This is a genomic window from Pseudomonas sp. B21-051 (genome assembly GCF_024748795.1).
Classification (GTDB): Bacteria; Pseudomonadota; Gammaproteobacteria; order Pseudomonadales; family Pseudomonadaceae; genus Aquipseudomonas; species Aquipseudomonas putida_A.
Genome location: NZ_CP087166.1, coordinates 723,763 through 744,396 on the forward strand (window position 1 = coordinate 723,763; position 20,634 = coordinate 744,396).

Here is a 20,634-nt window from a genome sequence, read left to right on the forward strand (position 1 = left end):
AACAGCCCGGCGAGGGACTGCATCCCGCGCCGGACTTGAAGGACAGCTTATTCCTGGGTTTCGCCACGTTCACGGGCAATGGCGCGGTAGCCAATGTCCTTGCGGTAGAAGCAGCCTTCCCAGTCGATGGCGGCGGCCAGCTTGTAAGCTTGCTGCTGCGCTTCGCTGACGCTGGCGCCCATGGCGGTGGCGCAGAGTACGCGACCACCGGCCGTCACCACCTTGCCATCTTTCAGGGCAGTACCGGCGTGGAAGACTTTGCCTTCCAGGCCTGCGGCTGCGTCCAGACCGTTGATCACCGCGCCCTTGGCGTAGTCGCCCGGGTAGCCGCCGGCGGCCAACACGATGCCGACGCTCGGGCGTGGATCCCACTGTGCTTCAACCTTGTCCAGCGCTTGCGCCAGAGCGGCTTCGACCAGCAGCACCAGGCTCGACTGCAGACGCAGCATCACTGGTTGGGTCTCCGGGTCACCGAAGCGGCAGTTGAATTCAATGACTTTCGGGTTGCCGGCCTTGTCGATCATCAGACCGGCGTACAGGAAGCCGGTGTAGACGTTGCCTTCTTCGGCCATGCCGCGCACGGTCGGCCAGATCACCTGGTCCATCACGCGCTGGTGCACGTCGGCGGTGACCACCGGGGCAGGGGAGTAGGCACCCATGCCGCCGGTGTTCGGGCCGCTGTCGCCGTCGCCAACACGTTTATGGTCCTGGCTGGTGGCCATCGGCAGGACGTTTTTGCCGTCGACCATGACGATGAACGAAGCTTCTTCGCCGTCGAGGAATTCTTCGATCACCACGCGCGAACCGGCGTCGCCGAAGGCGTTGCCGGCGAGCATGTCGCGCACGGCGTCTTCGGCTTCGGCCAGGGTCATGGCAACGATCACGCCTTTACCGGCGGCCAGGCCATCGGCCTTGATCACGATCGGTGCGCCTTTTTCCCGCAGGTAAGCCAGGGCCGGATCGATTTCAGTGAAGTTCTGGTAGTCGGCGGTCGGGATCTTGTGACGCGCGAGGAAATCCTTGGTGAAGGCTTTCGACCCTTCCAGTTGCGCAGCACCGGCGGTCGGGCCGAAGCAGTCCAGGCCACGGGAGCGGAACAGATCGACCACGCCAGCCACCAGCGGCACTTCCGGGCCGACGATGGTCAGGGAAACGTTTCTCTCGGCAAAATCGGCCAGTTGCTCAAGGGCCAGCACGTCGATGGCGACGTTTTCGCACTTGGCTTCAATCGCGGTACCGGCGTTGCCCGGCGCGACGAAAACCTTCTGCACGCGCGGATCCTGAGCCACTTTCCAGGCCAGGGCGTGTTCACGGCCACCGCTGCCAATGATCAAAACATTCATTTCAAAAACCTCAAATTCTGTGGGGCGCTACCAAACCTCTGTGGACTGAACCTGTAGGCGCTGCCGAAGGCTGCGATCTTTTGCTCTTGGCTTTCAACATCAAGATCAAAAGATCGCAGCCTGCGGCAGCTCCTACACAGAGGGAGCGGTGTATCAGTGACGGAAGTGGCGCATGCCCGTAAAGACCATGGCGATGCCGGCTTCGTCAGCGGCAGCAATCACTTCAGCATCACGCATCGAGCCACCCGGCTGGATCACTGCCGTGATACCGACCTTGGCTGCGTTGTCCAGACCGTCGCGGAACGGGAAGAACGCATCCGACGCCATCACCGACCCGGCAACCTGCAGACCGGCGTGCTCAGCCTTGATCGCGGCGATACGCGCAGAGTTTACGCGGCTCATCTGGCCGGCGCCGACACCGATGGTCTGACGGTTCTTGGCGTAGACAATGGCGTTGGACTTGACGTACTTGGCGACTTTCCAGGCGAAGATCAGGTCGTGGATTTCCTGTTCGGTCGGTGCGCGCTGGGTCACCACTTTCAGGTCGTCGGCGCCGATCATGCCGATGTCGCGGCTCTGCACCAGCAGGCCACCGTTGACGCGCTTGTAGTCCCAGGCCGCAGCGCGATCCGCCGACCACTCGCCACAGGCCAGCAGGCGCACGTTGGCTTTGGCGGCGACGATGGCGCGAGCTTCTGCGCTGACGCTTGGCGCGATGATCACTTCCACGAACTGACGCTCGACGATCGCCTTGGCGGTCTCGGCATCCAGTTCACGGTTGAAGGCGATGATGCCGCCGAAGGCCGACTCGGTGTCGGTGGCGTAGGCCAGTTCGTAGGCCTGACGAATGCCGCCCTCGGCGTCCGGGCTTACGGCCACGCCGCACGGGTTGGCGTGCTTGACGATCACGCAGGCCGGCTTGACGAAGCTTTTTACGCATTCCAGCGCGGCGTCGGTGTCGGCCACGTTGTTGTACGACAGCTCTTTGCCTTGCAGTTGGGTCGCGGTGGCGATGCCGACTTCGGCAGGCTTGGCTTCCACGTAGAACGCCGCGCTCTGGTGCGGGTTTTCGCCGTAGCGCATTTCCTGAGCCTTGATGAACTGGCTGTTGAAGGTGCGCGGGAATTCGCTGCGACCTTCGGTGCTCAGTACGTCGGCAGCCTGACTCACGGTGCCCATGTAGTTGGCGATCATGCCGTCGTAGGCGGCGGTGTGTTCGAACGCCTTGAGCATCAGGTCGAAACGCTGAGCGTAGGTCAGGCCGCCGGCCTTGAGGTTTTGCAGAACATTGGCGTAATCGCTGGCATTCACCACGATCGCCACGTCTTTATGGTTTTTCGCTGCCGAACGAACCATGGTCGGGCCACCGATGTCGATGTTCTCGATCGCGGTCGGCAGGTCGCAGCCTGGCTTGTTGATGGTGGCTTCGAACGGGTACAGGTTGACCGCAACCAGGTCGATCGGCTTGATGCCGTGCTCGTTCATGATCGCGTCGTCGATACCGCGACGACCGAGGATTCCGCCGTGGATTTTCGGGTGCAGGGTTTTCACCCGACCGTCCATCATTTCCGCGAAACCGGTGTAATCCGCGACTTCCACTGCGGCAACACCGTTGTCGCGCAGCAGCTTGAACGTCCCGCCGGTGGAGAGGATCTCGACGCCGAGGGCTTCAAGCTCCTTGGCGAATTCGAGGATCCCGGTCTTGTCGGAAACGCTGATCAAGGCGCGGCGGATCGGCAGGCGGGTAGTCTGGTCGGTCATCTCAATTTCCATCAAAAGCAAAGGAAGTCAGCAAAAAAGGCGACCGGTTTTACGCGGGCGCCTTTCTGGTTTGATTGAATGCTTACAGCAGATCGTACTGCTTGAGTTTCTTGCGCAGCGTGCCGCGGTTGAGTCCCAGCAGCTCACTGGCCTTGGTCTGGTTGCCCTTGACGTAGTTCATCACGCTTTCGAGCAGGGGAGCCTCGACTTCGGAGAGCACCAGGTTGTACACATCCGTGACGGACGCGCCCTCAAGGTGGGCGAAATAATTGTGCAGCGCCTTCTCGACACTCCCGCGAAGGGTCTGACCTTCTTCGCTCGGGGTATTGAGGTGCTGTTTCAAATTCACGTTGTCGCTCACGGGTGCTGTTCCACTCACTAAAGTCTCGGTCATCATCGTCATGCGGCCACCCCTTCTTCGTCCCCTGTCAGGCTCTTGTAACGTTCGGCGAAGAACTCCCGAACGTTGGCGCATTGTGTTTCCGTACCATCCAAACGATTGAAGTGGGCGCGAAACTCCCTGGCGCCCGGCAAGGTTGCGAGATACCAGCCCACATGCTTGCGGGCAATACGCACGCCCATCACATCCCCATAGAAGGCGTGAAGTGCGGCCAGATGCTCCAGCAGGATGCGTTCCACTTCGCTCAGCTCCGGCGCCGGCAATTTCTCGCCGGTACGCAGGAAGTGTTCGATCTCGCGAAAAATCCATGGCCGCCCCTGGGCAGCCCGGCCTATCAGCAGGCCATCGGCACCGGTCGCGTCAAGCACGTAACGGGCCTTTTCCGGTGAATCGATATCGCCATTGGCAAACACCGGAATCGACACCGCCTGCTTGATCGCGGCAATCGTGTCGTACTCGGCCTCGCCGGTGTACAGATCGGCGCGAGTGCGGCCATGCACTGCCAGCGCGGTGATCCCGGCCTGCTCGGCGATCTTCGCCACAGTCAGGCCGTTCTTGTTGTCGCGATCCCATCCGGTGCGGATCTTCAGGGTCACCGGCACATCCACTGCAGCGACGACGGCCTGCAGGATCTCGGTCACCAGTGCTTCGTCTTTCAATAACGCGGAGCCGGCGGCCTTGTTGCAGACCTTCTTTGCCGGGCAACCCATGTTGATATCAATAATCTGTGCGCCCAGTTCGACGTTGGCCCGTGCCGCGTCCGCCAGCATCTGCGCATCGCCACCGGCAATCTGCACCGAGCGTGGCTCGGGATCGCCTTCGTGGATCATGCGCATGCGCGACTTGCGGGTATTCCACAGGCTCATGTCACTGGTGACCATTTCCGAGACTACAAGCCCTGCGCCCAAACGCTTGCACAGCTGACGAAAGGGCTGGTCGGTGACGCCCGCCATCGGGGCGAGAATCAAACCGTTCTGCAATGTATATGGGCCGATGCGTACCGCCGACATAGGACTTCCCTGAAGTGGGGCCGGATCATGAGAGTTCGAAAAAGGGTTGGCATGATACCCGCTCTCGATGACTGGATAAAGGCTGAATTGAACAAAATCTGAACAGTTATTCTGTTATTACCAGCGGTTTGGTAAGCGCGGGCGAAGTCAGAAAACTGCCGTCAAACCTGAAGCGATGAAGCGACTCACTCGGGCGAGTGGAAACTCAGGCTGTAATTCACCGCTTTGGGGCCTGGATCGAGGATATCCAGCGCGATGTGGATCGGCGTCTGTGGCGGCATTTCCGCCATGCCTTCAAGGTCGCCGTTGAGGTATTCGCCGGGTTTGAAGCGACGACTGGCAATCAGATGACCGTTGAGGTCGGCGAAGCGCAGTTCCAGTAGCGGAAACGGCTGGGAGAATGTCGCACGGTTGTAGATGATCGCATCCACCACCAACGCCCCGCTGAATTCCGGATGGCTGCGCACCACCAGATTGCTGCTTTTGATTTTGCCGATGTCGACCTTGGACGGCACCGTGCAGCCGATCTGCGGGCAGAACTGCTGGAACCACGGGCGGTACTGATCCTGGCGCGCCAGTTCATCGAAGTGATAGGCGATGTACTGACCTGCCAGACCGGCGGCGGCCAACAGCACCAGCAGGCCCCAGAGCAGGCGTCGGCCCCAGGGCGAGCGGCGCTTCTGCCAGTCCAGTTGCAGCGGATCGTCAGTCAGATCCTGCAGCACTTCGGCGCGCACGCCGGGTTCGGCACGTTGACGTTTTTTGCGCAGCGGTTCGACCGATGGCAACTCGTCATCGTCCGGCTCGATGTTGGCCGACAGGCGTTCACGGCGGGCATTCGGATCGACCGGGTCGTGCAGGCGCAGTTGCGGGATCGGCGGCTCGTCATCCAGATCCACCGGCTCCAGCGACAACGAAGGCTCGGTGCGCGCGGTGTTTAGCGGTTCCGGTTCGACGGCATCTGGCTCGACGTCATCTTCGGGCTCGGGCAGACGTTCATCGTCACGTGCGCTGAACAGGCTGTCGCGCCACTCCGTTTCATCGGCTTCAGGGCTGTCGCGGCGGGCGCTCAGGGATTCTTCGCGCTGACGACCGAATTCGGTGGTCGGCTGGATTTCCCGTTGTTCGAGGCGGGCCAGTTCTTCATCCAGGTCGAGGCTGTCCAGATCCAGCTCGCTGGCGCTCCATTGCTTCTGGCTGATGGCGCGCGGCGCGGGCGGTTCGTCGTTGACGGGCGCTTCGACCACCGGCGGCGGCTCGCTGACCACCGGCTGAGACAGTGCTGGCTGGACAATGGCCGGCGCCACCGGGGTGACCGCTTCCTTGCCGGCATGTTGTTCCAGCAGCTGTTTGGCGGCATTGAACACCTGCAGGCAGGAGCCACAGCGAACCACTCCGCGGGCCACGCTCAACTGAGCATGGCTGACGCGGAAGCTGGTTTGGCAATGCGGGCACTGGGTGACGAAGCTGTCGGTCATGCGGCGATCCGGTTTATGCAGGCGGTCATTCTAGCGCCGACGGCCGGTGATACGCACCCAGCCATCGCGATTGGCGATCGGGTCGAGATCGAAGTCCTGCGCATAGGCGGCGGCGACTTCTTCACCTTGTTCGGCGAGGATGCCTGACAGCGCCAGGCGACCGCCGGTTTTCACCAGGCTGGACAGTTGTGGCGCCAGGGAAACCAGCGGGCCGGCCAGAATGTTGGCGACCAGCACGTCGGCTTTGACCTGCGGCAGATCTTCCGGCAGGTACAGCGGGAACAGCTCGTCGGCAATATTGTTGCGCCCGGCGTTGTCGCGCGAGGCCTCCAGCGCCTGCACGTCGATGTCGGTGCCGACGGCTTCTTTCGCGCCGAGCAGCAGGGCGGCGATCGCCAGAATTCCCGAGCCGCAGCCGAAGTCCAGCACGTTGCAGTCTTTCAGGTCCTGACCGTCGAGCCATTCCAGGCACAGGGCGGTGGTCGGGTGGGTGCCGGTGCCGAACGCCAGGCCCGGATCCAGCAACAGATTGACCGCGTCAGGCTCGGGCGCGGCGTGCCAGCTCGGCACGATCCACAGGCGCTGACCGAAACGCATTGGCTGGAAACCGTCCATCCAGCTGCGTTCCCAGTCCTGGTCTTCGATGACTTCGCTGTGATGCTCCGGCAACGGACTGCCGGTCAGCAGTTCCAGGTGCGCCAGCACCGGCGCAGGCTCGGTGCCGCCTTCGAACAGGGCCAGCAGGTGCGTGTGCGCCCACAGTGGGGTGGTGTTGAGTTCCGGCTCGAAGATCGGCTGATCTTCGGCGTCCATGAAGGTCACCGAAACGGCGCCGACTTCAAGGAAAGCGTCTTCGTAGGTTTCGGCTTGTTCCGGGCTGATGGCGAGACGTACTTGCAGCCAAGGCATGGCGGGCACCTTTGAAAAAATATGATTGCAGCCTAGCGGCCAGCGAGAAGCGCGCAAGTTTACGCGAGCGCGCGGCAGAACACGAACATGCTTGAAGATCAAAAGATCGCAGCCTTCGGCAGCTCCTACAGGAGTTTGCATTCCAATGTAGGAGCTGCCGCAGGCTGCGATCTTTTCACTTTGCTGCAGAAGCAACAAAGCCGCCCGAAGGCGGCCTTGTCTGGTGCGGACTTGAAGCTTAGTGCTTCTCGCCAGCCAGCTTGTGCTCGAGGTAGTGAATGTTCACGCCCCCTTTGCAGAAGCCTTCGTCGCGGGTCAGATCACGGTGCAGCGGGATGTTGGTCTTGATCCCGTCCACCACGATTTCGTCCAGGGCATTGCGCATGCGCGCCATGGCTTCGTCGCGGGTGGCGCCGTAAGTGATCAGTTTGCCGATCAGCGAGTCGTAGTTCGGCGGAACCGCATAACCGCTGTACAAGTGCGAATCGACGCGAACGCCGTTGCCACCTGGGGCGTGGAAATGCTTGACCGTGCCCGGGCTCGGCATGAAGGTTTTCGGGTCTTCAGCGTTGATCCGGCATTCCAGCGAGTGACCGCGGATAACCACGTCATCCTGAGTGAACGACAGCTTGTTGCCAGCGGCGATGCTGAGCATCTCCTTGACGATGTCGATACCGGTGACCATTTCCGAAACCGGGTGCTCCACCTGAACACGGGTGTTCATTTCGATGAAGTAGAAACGACCGTTCTCGTACAGGAACTCGAAGGTACCAGCGCCACGGTAGCCGATGTCGATGCACGCCTTGACGCAGCGAGCCAGAACTTCCTGGCGGGCCTGCTCGTCGATGCCCGGTGCCGGCGCTTCTTCGAGAACTTTCTGGTGACGGCGTTGCAGCGAGCAATCGCGGTCGCCCAGATGGATCGCGTGACCCTGGCCGTCGGACAGTACCTGAACTTCGACGTGACGCGGGTTGGTCAGGAATTTTTCCAGATAGACCATCGGGTTGCCGAACGCCGCGCCAGCTTCGGAGCGGGTCAGTTTCGCCGAGGCGATCAGGTCTTCTTCCTTGTGCACCACGCGCATGCCGCGACCACCACCGCCGCCGGCGGCCTTGATGATCACCGGGTAGCCGACTTCACGACCGATGCGCAGCGCCGTTTCTTCGTCTTCCGGCAGCGGGCCGTCGGAACCTGGAACGGTAGGCACGCCAGCTTCGATCATCGCGTGCTTGGCCGATACCTTGTCGCCCATCAGGCGAATGGTTTCGGCTTTCGGGCCGATGAAGGCGAAGCCGGAATTCTCGACCTGCTCGGCAAAATCGGCGTTTTCCGCGAGGAAACCGTAGCCTGGGTGAATGGCGGTAGCGCCAGTCACTTCAGCGGCAGCGATGATGGCCGGGATGTGCAGGTAGGACTGAGCGGCAGAAGCCGGGCCGATGCAGACGGATTCGTCTGCCAGACCCAGGTGCATCAGCTCTTTGTCGGCCTTGGAGTAAACGGCGACGGTCTTGATGCCCATCTCTTTGCAGGCACGCAGAATCCGCAGGGCGATCTCACCGCGGTTAGCGATCAGAACTTTTTCCAACTTCGCAGTCATCAAAGGCTCTCCGCAGTTCAAACGATGGTGAACAGCGGTTGGTCGTACTCAACCGGCTGGCCGTCTTCGACGAGGATGGATTCGATCACACCGCTGGTTTCAGCTTCGATGTGGTTCATCATCTTCATGGCTTCGACGATGCACAGGGTGTCGCCTTTCTTCACGGTCTGGCCGACTTCAACGAAGGCTGGCGAGGTTGGCGAAGATTTACGGTAGAAGGTGCCTACCATTGGCGAGCGGGCCACGGTGCCGTTCAGTGCAGGAGCAGCAGCGGCAGCTGGAGCGGCAGCAGCCACTGGAGCGGCAGCGGCGGCAGGTGCAGCGGCCGGAGCCTGCATCGGCGCCGGAGCGTAGTACTGCTGAGCCGGGGTCTTGCTGTGACGGCTGATGCGTACGGACTCTTCGCCTTCCTTGATCTCGAGCTCGTCGATGCCGGACTCTTCCAGCAATTCGATCAGTTTCTTAACTTTACGGATATCCATGAATCATCAACTCCCAAGGGTCGGTCAGGGGCGTTTAACGCTTGTGGTTCAAGTCGTTGCCTGTGTTTCAAGCTGCTCTAGTGCGGCCTCCAGGGCCAGTCGGTAACCGCTGGCGCCAAGGCCGCAGATCACTCCCACCGCTACATCGGAGAAGTAAGAGTGATGGCGGAAAGGTTCGCGCTTGTGCACGTTGGACAAATGCACTTCGATGAATGGGATGCTCACTCCCAGCAGCGCGTCACGTAATGCGACGCTTGTGTGCGTAAAAGCTGCTGGATTGATCAGAATGAAATCCACACCTTCACCGCGAGCAGCGTGGATGCGGTCGATCAATTCGTACTCGGCGTTGCTTTGCAGATGCAGCAGATGATGGCCGGCTTCACGGGCGCGGCGCTCCAGATCCTGATTGATCTGCGCCAGGGTCGTTGAACCGTAAGTGCCGGGTTCGCGGGTGCCGAGCAGGTTCAGGTTGGGGCCGTGCAGCACCAGTAGCGTTGCCATCTGCATGTTCCTTGTTATGAATGAGCAGTCGTCAGAACCCGGCGACTATGCCGCAAAGACTTTGTGACTGTCCAGTTCTCTGCAATAGCCAGCACGATGACCGATGTTTGCGCGAAATTTGTGACTGAGTGATTTGATCCGGTCATTCATGTCGCTCTGTAGGAGCTGCCGAAGGCTGCGATCTTTTGATCTTATTTCTAAAAAATCAAAAGATCGCAGCCTTCGGCAGCTCCTACAGGGGCGTGATCAGACGCGGAAGGCTTGTACGGCCGTATGCAGTTGCCCGCCCAATACCAGCAGGTTTTCGCCCTGTTCACGGCCCTCGCCGATGCGCAACAGGTTATCCCCGCCCAATTGATGAATTCGCTCGCTGTGATCACGGATTTCGCTGACCGCGCCGCTCTGCTGCGCGGTGATATCGGCGATGCGGATCGCCGTGTCGGAAATGGTCTGGATCGCGCCGACGATTTTATCCAGCGCGCCGTCCGCCGCTTGTGCCTGACTGGCCGTGGCTTCGGCGTGTTCGACCTGCGCGCGCATGCCTTCGACCGATTGTCGGGCAGCACTTTGCAGGCCGGCGATCAGCGTCTGGATTTCCGCCGTAGCGCCCGCCGTGCGTTGCGCCAGTGAGCGCACTTCTTCGGCCACCACTGCAAAACCACGGCCCATTTCCCCGGCCCGCGCCGCTTCGATCGCCGCATTCAGGGCCAGCAGGTTGGTCTGGTCGGCAATCGAACGGATCACCGTCAGCACGCCGCCAATGGTCGCTGACTCTTCGGCCAGGTGCTCGATCATCTGCGCGTTGCCCTGGACTTCGCCGACCAGTTCGTGCAGCCCGGTGAGGCTTTGGCCGATGACGGTCTGTCCGTGCTCGACGGCCAGTCCGGCATGGCGACTGGCATCGGCGGCCTGCCGTGCATCGCCAGCGACCTGCTGAATCGTCGCTTCAAGCTCACCCAGCGAATCGCGGATCAGTGCGGTGTCGCCGGCCTGATGCTCGGCACCGGTATGCAGGTCGTTGCTCAGTTCGGCCAGCGTACGGCTGCTGCCGGCGACCTGTTCGGCATTACCGCGAATCGTCCCGACCAGATCCACCAGATACGCGCGCAGGCGGTTGAGCGATGCCTCGATGTCATGCAGTTCGCGGTTGGTCTTGCCCAGTTGAATGTCGCGACTGAAATCGCCTTCGGCCCAGGTCGACAGCGCCGGAGCGAGGTTGGTCAGGGTGCGCGCCAGACGTCGCTGCAAGGTGTCGATCAGCAGTGCGATCAACAGAATCAGGCCGATCATCACGCCTTGCATCAGCCGCACTTCACTCTGGATCTGCCCGTGCTGGGCACGTACCACCGGCTCGAGTCCGGCGATGGCCTGTTGCACGGCGGCGATTTTCAGGTGGGTGGCGGTGCTCAGGTCGGTGCGTTTCTGGATCTGCTCGCGGGTACGTGCCAACTCCGCCGGGTAGCGACCGAGCAGGCTGTTGAGTTCGCGCTTGAGGCCGACCCCGGCGTCTTCGGCTGCGGCTTTTTCTGTGCTTTCGATGCCCATCATCGCGGCGAAATCATCACTGCCGGATTCATTCCTGGCGACCACGCCGAGCAGGGGCAGGGCGTCGATGGCCTGAGCCTGGGTGCGGATGTTGTCGACTTCGCGCTCGACGTCGGCGGCCAGTTCACTGCGGCCGCTGCTGACCAGTTTGTCGCGGGCCAGCGACAGCTTGCCCAGGTGCTGCGAAGCGACGAGCAGCGGCGTTAGGTACGTCGCGTTGCCATTGGCGTAGGTGCTGAGTTGATCGAGACTGGCGCTCAGTTCGCGTTCGGCTTGCAGCAGCAGTGCTTGCGGATCACCGGCCAGTTTGCCGGCGGCGAGCAGGTCGGTTTTGCTGAACTCTTCGAGGCTCGACAGACTCGGGCGCAGGGTCTCGGCCAGTGCCGGCGGCAGTTCGCCGAGCTCCTTCTGCAGGCCGTCGATGGCTTGGCTGGCGCTGCTCAGGCGCAGGGCGTCGCCGCTGGCGAGGTAGTCCTCGACATTGCGTGCCACGTCATTCTGAAATTGCTGCGACAGACCGAGGTAGCGCTCCATCAACAGATACGGACGCTCCAGGGCTTTTTGCGACCACCACAGCGTCGCGCCGAGGGCCAAGCAAACGGCGACCAGCAGCAGAGTGTTGAGATTGGTGAGCAACTTCAGGCGCATGACGGCTACCAACGGCAGAAATGGTAAGCGCCTGAATTTATTGCGGTTCTGTTACAGGGTTATGACCGAATCGGTGGATTCCGATGAAAAGGTGGCACTTTGCTTTGAGTCGCGCGCGGTTTGTACTCGATTGCGTCCGGCACCTTTGGCGCGGTACAGCGCTTCGTCGGCCTGGCTGGCCATCATCAGGCTGTCGGAGTCCTCGTGCATTTCCACCACGCCGGCGCTGAAGGTGCACCACAAATCGTGCGGCTGCGCCGGATAGTGGATTTCGGCGAAGCGCTGGCGGATCTCATCGAGCACTTTGTGCGCCGCTTCTATATCGGTGTCGGGCATGACAATGGCGAATTCTTCGCCGCCGTAACGGCCGATGAAATCGGTCTTGCGCAAGCGTTGCTTGAGGAACAGCGCCAGGCTCTTGATCACTCGGTCGCCCATCGGGTGGCCGTGACTGTCGTTGACCCGTTTGAAGTGGTCGATGTCGAGCATGGCAAAGCTCAGCGGCTTGTTCTCGCGACGGGCGCGGAACGAGCAGTCTTCGAGCAATTGCAGGATGTGCGTGTGGTTGTACAGGCCGGTGAGGCTGTCGCGGACCATGCGTGCCTTGAGATTGCGCGCGCGGGCGGCGCGGTTGCGCACAGTCGTAATCAGATGCCGAGGCTTGATCGGTTTGGTCAGGAAGTCGTCGCCGCCCTCGCTCATGGCGTCGAGCTGCTTGTCCAGATCGTCCTCGGCCGACAAGTAAATGATCGGCACGCTGACGTAGCGGTCGTTGTGGCGGATGACCTTGGCCAGTTCGGTGCCGGTGCAGGCCGGCATGTACATGTCGAGGATGATCAGATCCGGCTGGAAGTCCGCCAGTTCGGCCATCGCCTGGATCGGTTCGATCAGCGTGCGAGTGACGATTCCGGCGCTGTTGAGCAGGCGTTCGGTGTGCAAGGCCTGGGCGCGGGAGTCGTCGATGATCAGCACTTTATAAGGTTCGTACTGGGCGACGCAGGTCAGGACTTCGATCTTCTCCAGCAGACTCGACGCTTCGAGGGTGCCGGTGAGGAACTCCTGGCCGCCGGCGCGCACGGCGGCGAGGCGGGTCGGGGTGTCGGTTTCGTGCAGGCTGAAAAACAGCAGCGGCAGCGGTTCTTCCAGGCCGACCTGGGCTTCGGCAGCCAGTTGCAGGCCGACGCCTGCGCCGCTGAAGTCCACGTCCATGACGATCGCGGCCGGCAGGCGCTCAACCATCGAGGAGCGAAACGCCGCGACACTGTCCAGCGCCTGCGCGGTAAGGCCGAAAAACTCCAGCTGCTTGGCCAGCCGCTCGGCACGGTCGTGATCCTGCAACATGACGTAGATCGGTTTGCGCAGCGGCGGCAGGAAAGTCTGGTCGAGTTGATCGCCATGCCGCAGACCGGTGCGCGACAGGCGCTGCATCAAGCGATTGAGATCGGTGATCAGGCCACTGCTCAGGCGTCCGCGATTGGCGTCCACCGCTTCTAGCGACTGGCCGATATGACGCGCGAGTTGCGTGTGTTCGGGCTGCTCGAAGCGCTCGGCAAACCGCAGCAGGCGCAGATTGGCCTCGCTCAGTTCGGCGAGGTCGGCGGTGGACCACTCACTGCGTTGCAGGCGCTGCCATATCTCAAGAATCTGACGTGCCTGATGAATTACCCGCTGGGCAAAGTGGTGCTTGAGGCGCTCACGGCTGGGGTCTTCTGGCTCGGTCATATCCTGACTACTAGTTAGGGCGCATGCTGAGATCGACTGGTGGCTCTATGCTAGCACCTCTTTTCCCTTATATGAGTGTCGTGCGTCAATAATCTGCGGTGCGGCACAATTCAGTTTCTGACCGGGCGGTATCGGATTGGACCTGTTCGTCGCTGAGCCTCCCGAAAACCGGGCGTATCGTGCTGCTCGATAGGTGAAAAAGCCTTTGTGCACAACGCTGTGCTGCGCACAGGCGCTGATCTGCAAATGTCTGATTCGGGGCTATGTTGGTGACGGTGTATCGGGGAAACCCCTAGAGAATTCGCAGTTCGATGTCGGGCCTTCCGTGGATTTTCTGCTTCTCTTCAATGGCGGGTGCCGGGCTTGGCACGTTGTTGTATGGTTGTGGTCGAACCGTTGAACCCAAGTGATTGAAAGGATATCGCCATGCTGGACTGGAAGAACCGCGCGGGCAGCGCGCCTGAACGTGCCGCCGAGCCGAAGTCGGCCACCCGCAGCTATGTGGGCGGGCTGTTGTTCAGCCGCGCGCTGGCCACGTTGATCGGCATTTATCTGCTGGTGACCATCGGCCTGGGCTGGTACTGGAGCCAGGAGCCGGCGCTGTTTCCGGTGGCGCAAAATGCTCAGGCGGCTGCCGAGAAAGAAGGCAAGCAAATGGTTGTCGGCTACACCACGGTCGAAACCCTCAAGACCGTCGCCGGCACTTTGCTGAACAAGCCGGGCGGCTATATTTCCAACGACCGTTTCCCGCCTGGCCTGTGGATGGACAACACGCCGAGCTGGGAATACGGCGTGCTGGTGCAGGTACGTGACCTGACCCGTGCCCTGCGTAAAGACTTCGCCCGTTCGCAGTCGCAGTCGGCCGAAGATGCCGACCTGGCCAAGGCCGAACCGCGTTTCAACTTCGACAACAAGAGCTGGATCCTGCCGTCGAGCGAATCTGAATATCAGGAAGGCATCAACTCCCTGAGCCGTTACCAGGCGCGCCTGTCTGATCCTACGCAGAAAAACGCCTTGTTCTACGCCCGTGCCGACAACCTCAACAACTGGCTGGGCGATGTCGGCACCCGTCTGGGTTCGCTGTCGCAACGCCTTTCGGCCAGTGTCGGCCGGGTCAAGCTCAACACCGCGCTGAAAACCGAAGTGCCGGCGGTTGGCGAAGTCCCGCAGGTTGACGAGGAAGTCGTCGAAACCCCTTGGATGCAGATCGACAACGTGTTCTACGAAGCGCGTGGTCAGGCCTGGGCGCTGTCGCACCTGTTGCGCGCCATCGAAGTCGATTTCGCCGATGTGCTGGCGAAGAAGAACGCCACGGTCAGCGTGCGTCAGATCATCCGTGAGCTGGAAGCGTCGCAGGAGCCGGTCTGGAGCCCGATGATTCTCAACGGCAGCGGCTTCGGCGTGCTGGCCAACCACTCGCTGGTCATGGCCAACTACATTTCCCGGGCCAACGCCGCGGTGATCGATCTGCGTCAACTGCTCAATCAGGGCTGAGTCATGGTCGATAGCGCCAAAGAGGCGGCGCACCGCGCCGCCTCCGATGCCGAACAGATCGCCTGGGTCGACGAGCAGGATAACCTGCTCGGCGCCCTGGTGCGGGCCGATCTGCGTAAGTGCGGGCTGATCGGGCGCGGCACCTACATCATGTTGTTCAATTCCGCTGGTGAGCTCTGCGTGCACCGGCGCACCCTGAGCAAGGCGATCTATCCGGGTTATTGGGATGTAGCGGCCGGCGGCATGGTGCAGGCCGATGAGACCTACGCCGAGTCGGCGGCCCGCGAGCTGGAAGAGGAATTGGGCGTGAGCGGGGTGGAACTGACCGCCCACGATCATTTCTTCTTCGAGGACACCGGCAATCGCCTGTGGTGCTCGGCGTTTTCCGCGGTGTGGGATGGCCCGCTGAAACTGCAGCCGGAAGAAGTGCTGGAAGCACGCTTCATTCCGGTCGAGCAGGTGATGCGCGAAATCGAGCAAAAGCCTTACTGCCCGGACTCTCTGGCCGCGTTGAAGCGCTATCTGAAGGCTCAACAAAGCGGCGTCGCAAAGAACACATAAATTGGCGCCGATTGGCTCTTAGCAATTGCGCTTTTTGCCGTTACACTGCGCGACCTTTTCAAGCTGCACCGAATGGTTTGACGTGTGCCTGCACGATGACGGGCCTGTAGGAGCTGCCGAAGGCTGCGATCTTTTGATCTTTGAAGATCAGGATCAAAAGATCGCAGCCTCGTTGCACTCGACAGCTCCTACAGGTCGAAGTCGAGCGGTTCAACGATTTCGGTGCAGTAGCGCTGCCCCTGCCTGAGTGGGGCTTCGCGGTCGATGACCTTGCCCAAGGTCGCGATCAGTCTTTGTCCTCCCAAGAGGATTGCCGGTGGCCAAAAAAGCCGCATCCTTCGCCGCCCTTGGTGGCCTGGTATTTTCCACCGACGCAGGTCGTCATTGCCCGGAATGCAGTAAACCGGTGGACGCCTGTATCTGCAAACAAACCGTGATCCCGGCCGGAGACGGCATTGCCCGCGTGCGTCGCGAGAGCAAGGGCCGTGGCGGCAAAACGGTGACTACTATCACCGGCGTGCCACTGGCCGAAGACGCCCTCAAGGAGCTGGCGACAACGTTGAAGAAACGTTGCGGCACCGGTGGGGCGTTGAAGGACGGGATCATCGAAATCCAGGGCGATCATGTCGAGCTACTCTTGGCAGAGCTGATCAAACACGGTTTCAAAGCGAAGAAGTCCGGCGGCTAGCAGCCTCTGTGAAATCCATCTGCGGCTTGATCCGGCACTGAAGCAGTTCAGATCCGGCGTCGTCTCCATGGTTTTCACAGAGCCTGTTCATGACCGGTTTCTAAACTACACGCGGTCAGCGCGGTCTACCGCCGCGCTGACGAACCGTCATTTTCATTCTTTAGACTGCGCCGGCCTGATATCAGGCGACGCACTATGACTTCTTTATAGGGGACTTCGATGTCCGTACGACGCACACGTAAAGACGATGGCAGCCAATGGACAGTTGCGGACAGCCGCAGTGTTTACGGGATTCGCCATTGGGGGGCCGGGTATTTCGCGATCAATGACGCCGGTCGCGTCGAAGTTCGTCCGAACGGCCCGAGCAGCTCGCCCATCGACCTGTTCGAACAAGTCGACCAACTGCGCAAGAGCGGCTTGTCCCTGCCGTTGCTGGTACGTTTCCCCGACATCCTGCAAGACCGTGTCCGTCAGCTGACCGGTGCTTTCGACTCGAACATCGAGCGCCTGGAATACCAGAGCAAATACACCGCGCTGTACCCGATCAAGGTCAACCAGCAAGAAGCGGTGATTGAGAACATCATCGCCACCCAGAACGTTTCCATCGGTCTGGAAGCCGGCTCCAAGCCTGAGCTGCTGGCGGTGCTGGCGCTGGCGCCGAAGGGCGGCACCATCGTCTGCAACGGTTACAAGGATCGCGAGTTCATCCGTCTGGCGCTGATGGGCCAGAAGCTCGGCCACAACGTGTTCATCGTGATCGAGAAAGAATCCGAAGTCGGCCTGGTGATCGAAGAAGCTGCCTCGCTCAAGGTCAAGCCACAGGTGGGTCTGCGCGTGCGCCTGTCGTCGCTGGCGTCCTCGAAGTGGGCGGACACCGGTGGCGAGAAATCCAAATTCGGCCTGTCGGCGGCGCAACTGCTGTCGGTGGTCGAGCGCTTCCGCGCGGCCGGCCTCGATCAGGGTATTCGTCTGCTGCACTTCCACATGGGGTCGCAGATTGCCAACCTGGCTGACTATCAGCACGGTTTCAAGGAAGCCATCCGTTACTACGGCGAGTTGCGCAACCTGGGCCTGCCGGTCGATCACATCGACGTCGGCGGCGGTCTGGGGGTCGACTACGACGGTACCCACTCGCGCAATGCCAGTTCGATCAACTACGACATGGACGACTACGCCGGTGTCGTGGTCGGCATGCTCAAGGAGTTCTGCGACGCGCAGAGTCTGCCGCATCCGCACATCTTCTCCGAAAGCGGCCGCTCGCTGACCGCGCACCACGCGATGCTGGTGGTGCAGGTGACCGACGTCGAGAAACACAACGACGAAATCCCGCTGATCGAAAACAAGGAAAACCTGCCGGAAACCGTGCAGTGGCTGGTGGACCTGCTCGGCCCGACCGATATCGAAATGGTCACCGAGACTTACTGGCGCGCCACGCACTACATGAGCGACGTGGCTTCGCAGTACGCCGACGGCAAACTGACCCTGGCGGAAAAAGCCCTGGCCGAGCAGTGCTACTTCGCTGTGTGCCGTCGCCTGCACAACTCGTTGAAGGCGCGTCAGCGTTCGCACCGTCAGGTGCTCGACGAACTCAACGACAAGCTGGCCGACAAGTACATCTGCAACTTCTCGGTGTTCCAGAGCCTGCCGGACACCTGGGCGATCGATCAGGTACTGCCGATCATCCCGCTGCATCGTCTGGATGAAGAGCCGCTGCGTCGCGCCGTGCTGCAAGACCTGACCTGCGACTCCGACGGCAAGATCAACCAGTACGTCGACGAGCAGAGCATCGAGACCAGCCTGCCGGTACACGGTCTGAACGAAGGTGAGGACTATCTGCTGGGCGTGTTCCTGGTCGGCGCCTATCAGGAAATCCTCGGCGACATGCACAACCTGTTCGGTGACACCGACTCGGTGAACATCTATCAGAACGCCGATGGCAGCGTGTACCACGCCGGTATCGAGACCCACGACACCATCGAAGACATGCTGCGCTACGTGCACTTGTCGCCGGAAGAACTGATGACCCACTACCGCGACAAGTGCGCCAGTGCCCGCATCAGTGCCAGCGAGCGCACGCAGTTCCTCGATGCCTTGCGTCTGGGTCTGACCCGCTCCTCCTACCTGTCTTCCTGAGTCAGGTCTGTTGCACCGGGTTGTCTGAAATTTTCCCTCAAGCTGTGGAAAATTCGGATGACCCGGTGGGACATCTCGCAAATTCCCCGCGAAATGACTGCCTATCACAGTCCGTAGAGTCATCCGGTCTGCTTTTCGCGTAGGTCATTTCCTAAGTTGTACTTCAGCTCTCTACTCGGCCATGGCTCTCGGCGAGAATCCCCGGCCGCCCCTCCTGTAGAGATCCGCCCATGTTCGAATCAGTCAACGAGCCGTCGTTTCGTCTCGATGTAGCGGGGCTGCCCGACCCCTTCGAGGTGCTGGCCTTTACCGGAAGCGAGGGCATCAGCGAACCCTTTGTCTTTACCATCGATCTGTTGATCGATGATCCGCAATTGAATCTGGCCGGTCTGCTGTATCGCTCGGCGTTCCTGCAGTTCGGTCCCTTGCAAAATGGCTTGAGCGGACAGTTGCAGAGTGTGGTCCAGCATGAACACGGTGAGGGTCGCCGATTGTGTCGGGTGACCCTGGAGCCGAAGCTGCGTTGTCTGGCACTGCGTTTCAGTCAGCGGATTTTCAGCAGTCAGTGTGTGCCGCAGATCCTCGCGCAGGTGCTCAAGGAGCACGGAATCACTGGCATGCAGCGCCGCTTTGATTTGCACGGCGACTACCCGGTGCGCACCTTTTGCACGCAATACCGTGAATCGGACCTGCAATTCGTGCAGCGGCTTTGCGCGCAGGCACGGATTCATTACTACTTCGAACATCGGCCCGACGGACACTGTCTGGTCTTCACCGATGATCCGGCGCTGTTGCCGGTTTCTGGTGTGGCCTCTGTGGACACTGGCGCGAGTGCACCTTCGGTAAGACGCTGGCAGATAGAGGTGCAGGCCCCGGATCCGCAAGCGCAAACAGTCGGTGCCCGCAAAGCTTATGGCCACAGCGATCTGCCGAGCTTGCGCAGCGCGCAGTGGCTGACGCTGACCGCGCATCCCCTTGCCGAGTGCAACCGCCGCTGGTTGCTGAGCCGGATCGAGCATCGTGCCGACCCCGCCAGCGAGCCGTCTTACAGCAACCGCATCGTTGCCTGCGCCCAGGCGCCACTGCCCACGCCGGCCAGCACTTGTGCCAGGCCGCGCATGCACAGCCTGCAACGTGCCTGGGTGGTGACGGTCGATGAACCGCAGCCCGACGATCAGCGGCCGGTGGCCGTGCAATTTGACTGGGTCTATCAGGGCGAAGGCGCTGCCGCCAGCCACTGTTGGCTGCCGCTCGCGGCGGCGTTGAGCGACGCGTCGCTGGCGTCGTTGCGTGAAGGCGTCGAAGTGGTGGTGAGTTTTCATGAGGGCGACCCGGATCAACCAGTGATCAGTGGCGTGCTGCAGGAGCCGGTGCTGATCGAAGACTGCGCAGAGGCATTGGCACTGCCGGACGTGCTGCCGAGCGCAGGTCTGGCGCAATGGCTCAAGTCCGCCGAACCGCTGTTGCTGTTGTGCCTGATGCCCGGCGGCGGCAGTTACAACCACTGCACGGCGTCGATCTGCAGTTGCCGGCTGGTCGCGTCGCTGGATCAGGGCGCCGCCACTTGAGCGGCGTCGGGTTTGCCCAGCAGGCACAGTGGCTGTTGCTCGATGGCGCCGATGCACAGCAGGCGCTGGCGACACTGCATCAGGGCTTCGCCGGGGTGCGTTGCACGCGGCTGTTCGAGGGCACCGAGTTTCAGGCGGTGAGCGAGCACGGGCCGCTACTGGTCGAATTGCACGAGAGTCCGGCACTGGCTGCGCTGTGTCATCGCGATCCGCAGACCTGGCGGGGGCTGCTGCTTGCCAGCGATGCCTCGTCGCCGATACTGCTGCGTCACCTGCGGCGGATGCTGACGGTTTCGTTCGGACTCAATCACCGCGCCTTGCTCGGTTACTACAACCGGCAGACAGCGAGTTATTTCTTCGATGCCTGCGATGCCGCCGACTTGAGTCGCTGGCTCGGGCCGATCCGCCTGGTGCGCTGGTTCGGTGGCACCTGGGGCGATCTCGCCATGGGCTGTCAAGGCTGGCAGCAACTACGCAATCCGCAGTGGGCGGTCGAGCCGCTGGGGATTGACGAAAGCCTCACTCATCGTCAGCGCGAGCGTTTGCAAAGCTGTCTGCTGGAACAACATATCTGGCGCTGGTGCCAATCCCTGGGAACCGACTACGCGCGCATCGCCTCCCATGTGCAGGAGGGGCTGAGCCTGGGTTTCAGCGACCGCACGGTGCTGGATGGCTGGATGTGGCTACGCTTGCAGCATCCCCGGGCGCAAATGCCCGGCGTGCCGGACGGGCTGAGCCAGCAGGAACGCCTCGATCATGTGCGACAACACTGGCAGACAGATCAACCCTGAGGT

The 20,634-nt window shown here is 61.3% G+C and carries 17 protein-coding genes; 6 read left to right on the forward strand and 11 right to left on the reverse strand.

Translation table 11 applies throughout. The features are described from left to right. Positions 1-47 precede the first annotated feature (47 nt). The 11 genes from purD to gcbA form a co-directional block, all read right to left on the reverse strand. Positions 48-1,343 (reverse strand): phosphoribosylamine--glycine ligase, encoded by a 1,296-nt coding sequence (gene purD / locus LOY52_RS03120; protein ID WP_258678152.1) that lies wholly within the window; start codon positions 1,341-1,343, stop codon positions 48-50. Positions 1,344-1,496: 153 nt separating this feature from the next. Continuing rightward, a complete protein-coding gene (gene purH / locus LOY52_RS03125) occupies positions 1,497-3,104 on the reverse strand; it encodes a bifunctional phosphoribosylaminoimidazolecarboxamide formyltransferase/IMP cyclohydrolase (protein WP_258678153.1) in 1,608 nt (535 codons plus the stop codon). 82 nt (positions 3,105-3,186) lie between these two features. Next, positions 3,187-3,507, reverse strand: a complete 321-nt coding sequence (gene fis / locus LOY52_RS03130; RefSeq protein ID WP_003221275.1) for a DNA-binding transcriptional regulator Fis — start codon at positions 3,505-3,507, stop codon at positions 3,187-3,189. Beyond that, the gene (gene dusB / locus LOY52_RS03135; protein WP_007961945.1) at positions 3,504-4,514 is read right to left on the reverse strand and encodes a tRNA dihydrouridine synthase DusB; all 1,011 of its coding nucleotides are present in this window, start codon (positions 4,512-4,514) and stop codon (positions 3,504-3,506) included. The genes fis and dusB overlap by 4 nt, the downstream gene beginning before the upstream one ends. Positions 4,515-4,699: 185 nt before the next feature. Continuing rightward, positions 4,700-5,992, reverse strand: coding sequence for a DUF3426 domain-containing protein (locus LOY52_RS03140; protein ID WP_258678154.1), 1,293 nt, complete (start codon positions 5,990-5,992; stop codon positions 4,700-4,702). Positions 5,993-6,022: 30 nt separating this feature from the next. Continuing rightward, positions 6,023-6,901 carry a 50S ribosomal protein L11 methyltransferase gene (gene prmA / locus LOY52_RS03145; protein WP_247841209.1) on the reverse strand — a complete coding sequence of 293 codons (879 nt, stop codon included), beginning with the start codon at positions 6,899-6,901 and terminating at the stop codon, positions 6,023-6,025. A gap of 238 nt (positions 6,902-7,139) precedes the next feature. Continuing rightward, positions 7,140-8,498: an acetyl-CoA carboxylase biotin carboxylase subunit gene (gene accC / locus LOY52_RS03150; RefSeq protein ID WP_007961940.1), complete on the reverse strand. Its 1,359-nt coding sequence runs from the start codon at positions 8,496-8,498 to the stop codon at positions 7,140-7,142. A 17-nt stretch (positions 8,499-8,515) separates the two neighbouring features. Continuing rightward, the gene (accB, locus tag LOY52_RS03155; RefSeq protein ID WP_024164417.1) at positions 8,516-8,980 is read right to left on the reverse strand and encodes an acetyl-CoA carboxylase biotin carboxyl carrier protein; all 465 of its coding nucleotides are present in this window, start codon (positions 8,978-8,980) and stop codon (positions 8,516-8,518) included. 48 nt (positions 8,981-9,028) lie between these two features. Beyond that, positions 9,029-9,481 (reverse strand): type II 3-dehydroquinate dehydratase, encoded by a 453-nt coding sequence (gene aroQ / locus LOY52_RS03160; protein ID WP_025111759.1) that lies wholly within the window; start codon positions 9,479-9,481, stop codon positions 9,029-9,031. A 246-nt stretch (positions 9,482-9,727) separates the two neighbouring features. Beyond that, complete coding sequence (locus tag LOY52_RS03165) at positions 9,728-11,674, reverse strand: methyl-accepting chemotaxis protein (RefSeq protein ID WP_258678155.1); 1,947 nt, start codon at positions 11,672-11,674, stop codon at positions 9,728-9,730. A gap of 51 nt (positions 11,675-11,725) precedes the next feature. Further along, positions 11,726-13,396 (reverse strand): diguanylate cyclase GcbA, encoded by a 1,671-nt coding sequence (gcbA, locus tag LOY52_RS03170; protein WP_027613596.1) that lies wholly within the window; start codon positions 13,394-13,396, stop codon positions 11,726-11,728. Positions 13,397-13,822: 426 nt separating this feature from the next. On the opposite strand from gcbA, the gene LOY52_RS03175 reads away from it, so the two are divergent. From LOY52_RS03175 to LOY52_RS03200, 6 genes are all read left to right on the forward strand, one after another. Further along, positions 13,823-14,890: a DUF2333 family protein gene (locus LOY52_RS03175; protein ID WP_007963034.1), complete on the forward strand. Its 1,068-nt coding sequence runs from the start codon at positions 13,823-13,825 to the stop codon at positions 14,888-14,890. Between the two features lie 3 nt (positions 14,891-14,893). Continuing rightward, positions 14,894-15,451, forward strand: a complete 558-nt coding sequence (locus tag LOY52_RS03180) for an NUDIX hydrolase (RefSeq protein WP_258678156.1) — start codon at positions 14,894-14,896, stop codon at positions 15,449-15,451. Between the two features lie 316 nt (positions 15,452-15,767). Next, complete coding sequence (locus LOY52_RS03185; RefSeq protein WP_007914613.1) at positions 15,768-16,139, forward strand: translation initiation factor Sui1; 372 nt, start codon at positions 15,768-15,770, stop codon at positions 16,137-16,139. A gap of 219 nt (positions 16,140-16,358) precedes the next feature. After that, entirely contained in the window at positions 16,359-18,272 is a 1,914-nt protein-coding gene (speA, locus tag LOY52_RS03190; RefSeq protein WP_003221289.1) for an arginine decarboxylase, read from the forward strand. A gap of 230 nt (positions 18,273-18,502) precedes the next feature. Continuing rightward, positions 18,503-19,840, forward strand: coding sequence for a contractile injection system protein, VgrG/Pvc8 family (locus tag LOY52_RS03195; protein WP_258678157.1), 1,338 nt, complete (start codon positions 18,503-18,505; stop codon positions 19,838-19,840). Beyond that, positions 19,837-20,631 carry a DUF4123 domain-containing protein gene (locus LOY52_RS03200; protein ID WP_258678158.1) on the forward strand — a complete coding sequence of 265 codons (795 nt, stop codon included), beginning with the start codon at positions 19,837-19,839 and terminating at the stop codon, positions 20,629-20,631. Before LOY52_RS03195 ends, LOY52_RS03200 begins: the two co-directional genes overlap by 4 nt. Positions 20,632-20,634 lie beyond the last annotated feature (3 nt).

Coding starts and splice junctions, on each gene's coding strand:
- purD (WP_258678152.1), bottom strand. CDS start 1,343: ATGAATGTTTTGATCATTGGCAGCGGTGGCCGTGAACACGCCCTGGCC.
- purH (WP_258678153.1), bottom strand. CDS start 3,104: ATGACCGACCAGACTACCCGCCTGCCGATCCGCCGCGCCTTGATCAGC.
- fis (WP_003221275.1), bottom strand. CDS start 3,507: ATGACGATGATGACCGAGACTTTAGTGAGTGGAACAGCACCCGTGAGC.
- dusB (WP_007961945.1), bottom strand. CDS start 4,514: ATGTCGGCGGTACGCATCGGCCCATATACATTGCAGAACGGTTTGATT.
- LOY52_RS03140 (WP_258678154.1), bottom strand. CDS start 5,992: ATGACCGACAGCTTCGTCACCCAGTGCCCGCATTGCCAAACCAGCTTC.
- prmA (WP_247841209.1), bottom strand. CDS start 6,901: ATGCCTTGGCTGCAAGTACGTCTCGCCATCAGCCCGGAACAAGCCGAA.
- accC (WP_007961940.1), bottom strand. CDS start 8,498: ATGACTGCGAAGTTGGAAAAAGTTCTGATCGCTAACCGCGGTGAGATC.
- accB (WP_024164417.1), bottom strand. CDS start 8,980: ATGGATATCCGTAAAGTTAAGAAACTGATCGAATTGCTGGAAGAGTCC.
- aroQ (WP_025111759.1), bottom strand. CDS start 9,481: ATGGCAACGCTACTGGTGCTGCACGGCCCCAACCTGAACCTGCTCGGC.
- LOY52_RS03165 (WP_258678155.1), bottom strand. CDS start 11,674: ATGCGCCTGAAGTTGCTCACCAATCTCAACACTCTGCTGCTGGTCGCC.
- gcbA (WP_027613596.1), bottom strand. CDS start 13,396: ATGACCGAGCCAGAAGACCCCAGCCGTGAGCGCCTCAAGCACCACTTT.
- LOY52_RS03175 (WP_007963034.1), top strand. CDS start 13,823: ATGCTGGACTGGAAGAACCGCGCGGGCAGCGCGCCTGAACGTGCCGCC.
- LOY52_RS03180 (WP_258678156.1), top strand. CDS start 14,894: ATGGTCGATAGCGCCAAAGAGGCGGCGCACCGCGCCGCCTCCGATGCC.
- speA (WP_003221289.1), top strand. CDS start 16,359: ATGTCCGTACGACGCACACGTAAAGACGATGGCAGCCAATGGACAGTT.
- LOY52_RS03195 (WP_258678157.1), top strand. CDS start 18,503: ATGTTCGAATCAGTCAACGAGCCGTCGTTTCGTCTCGATGTAGCGGGG.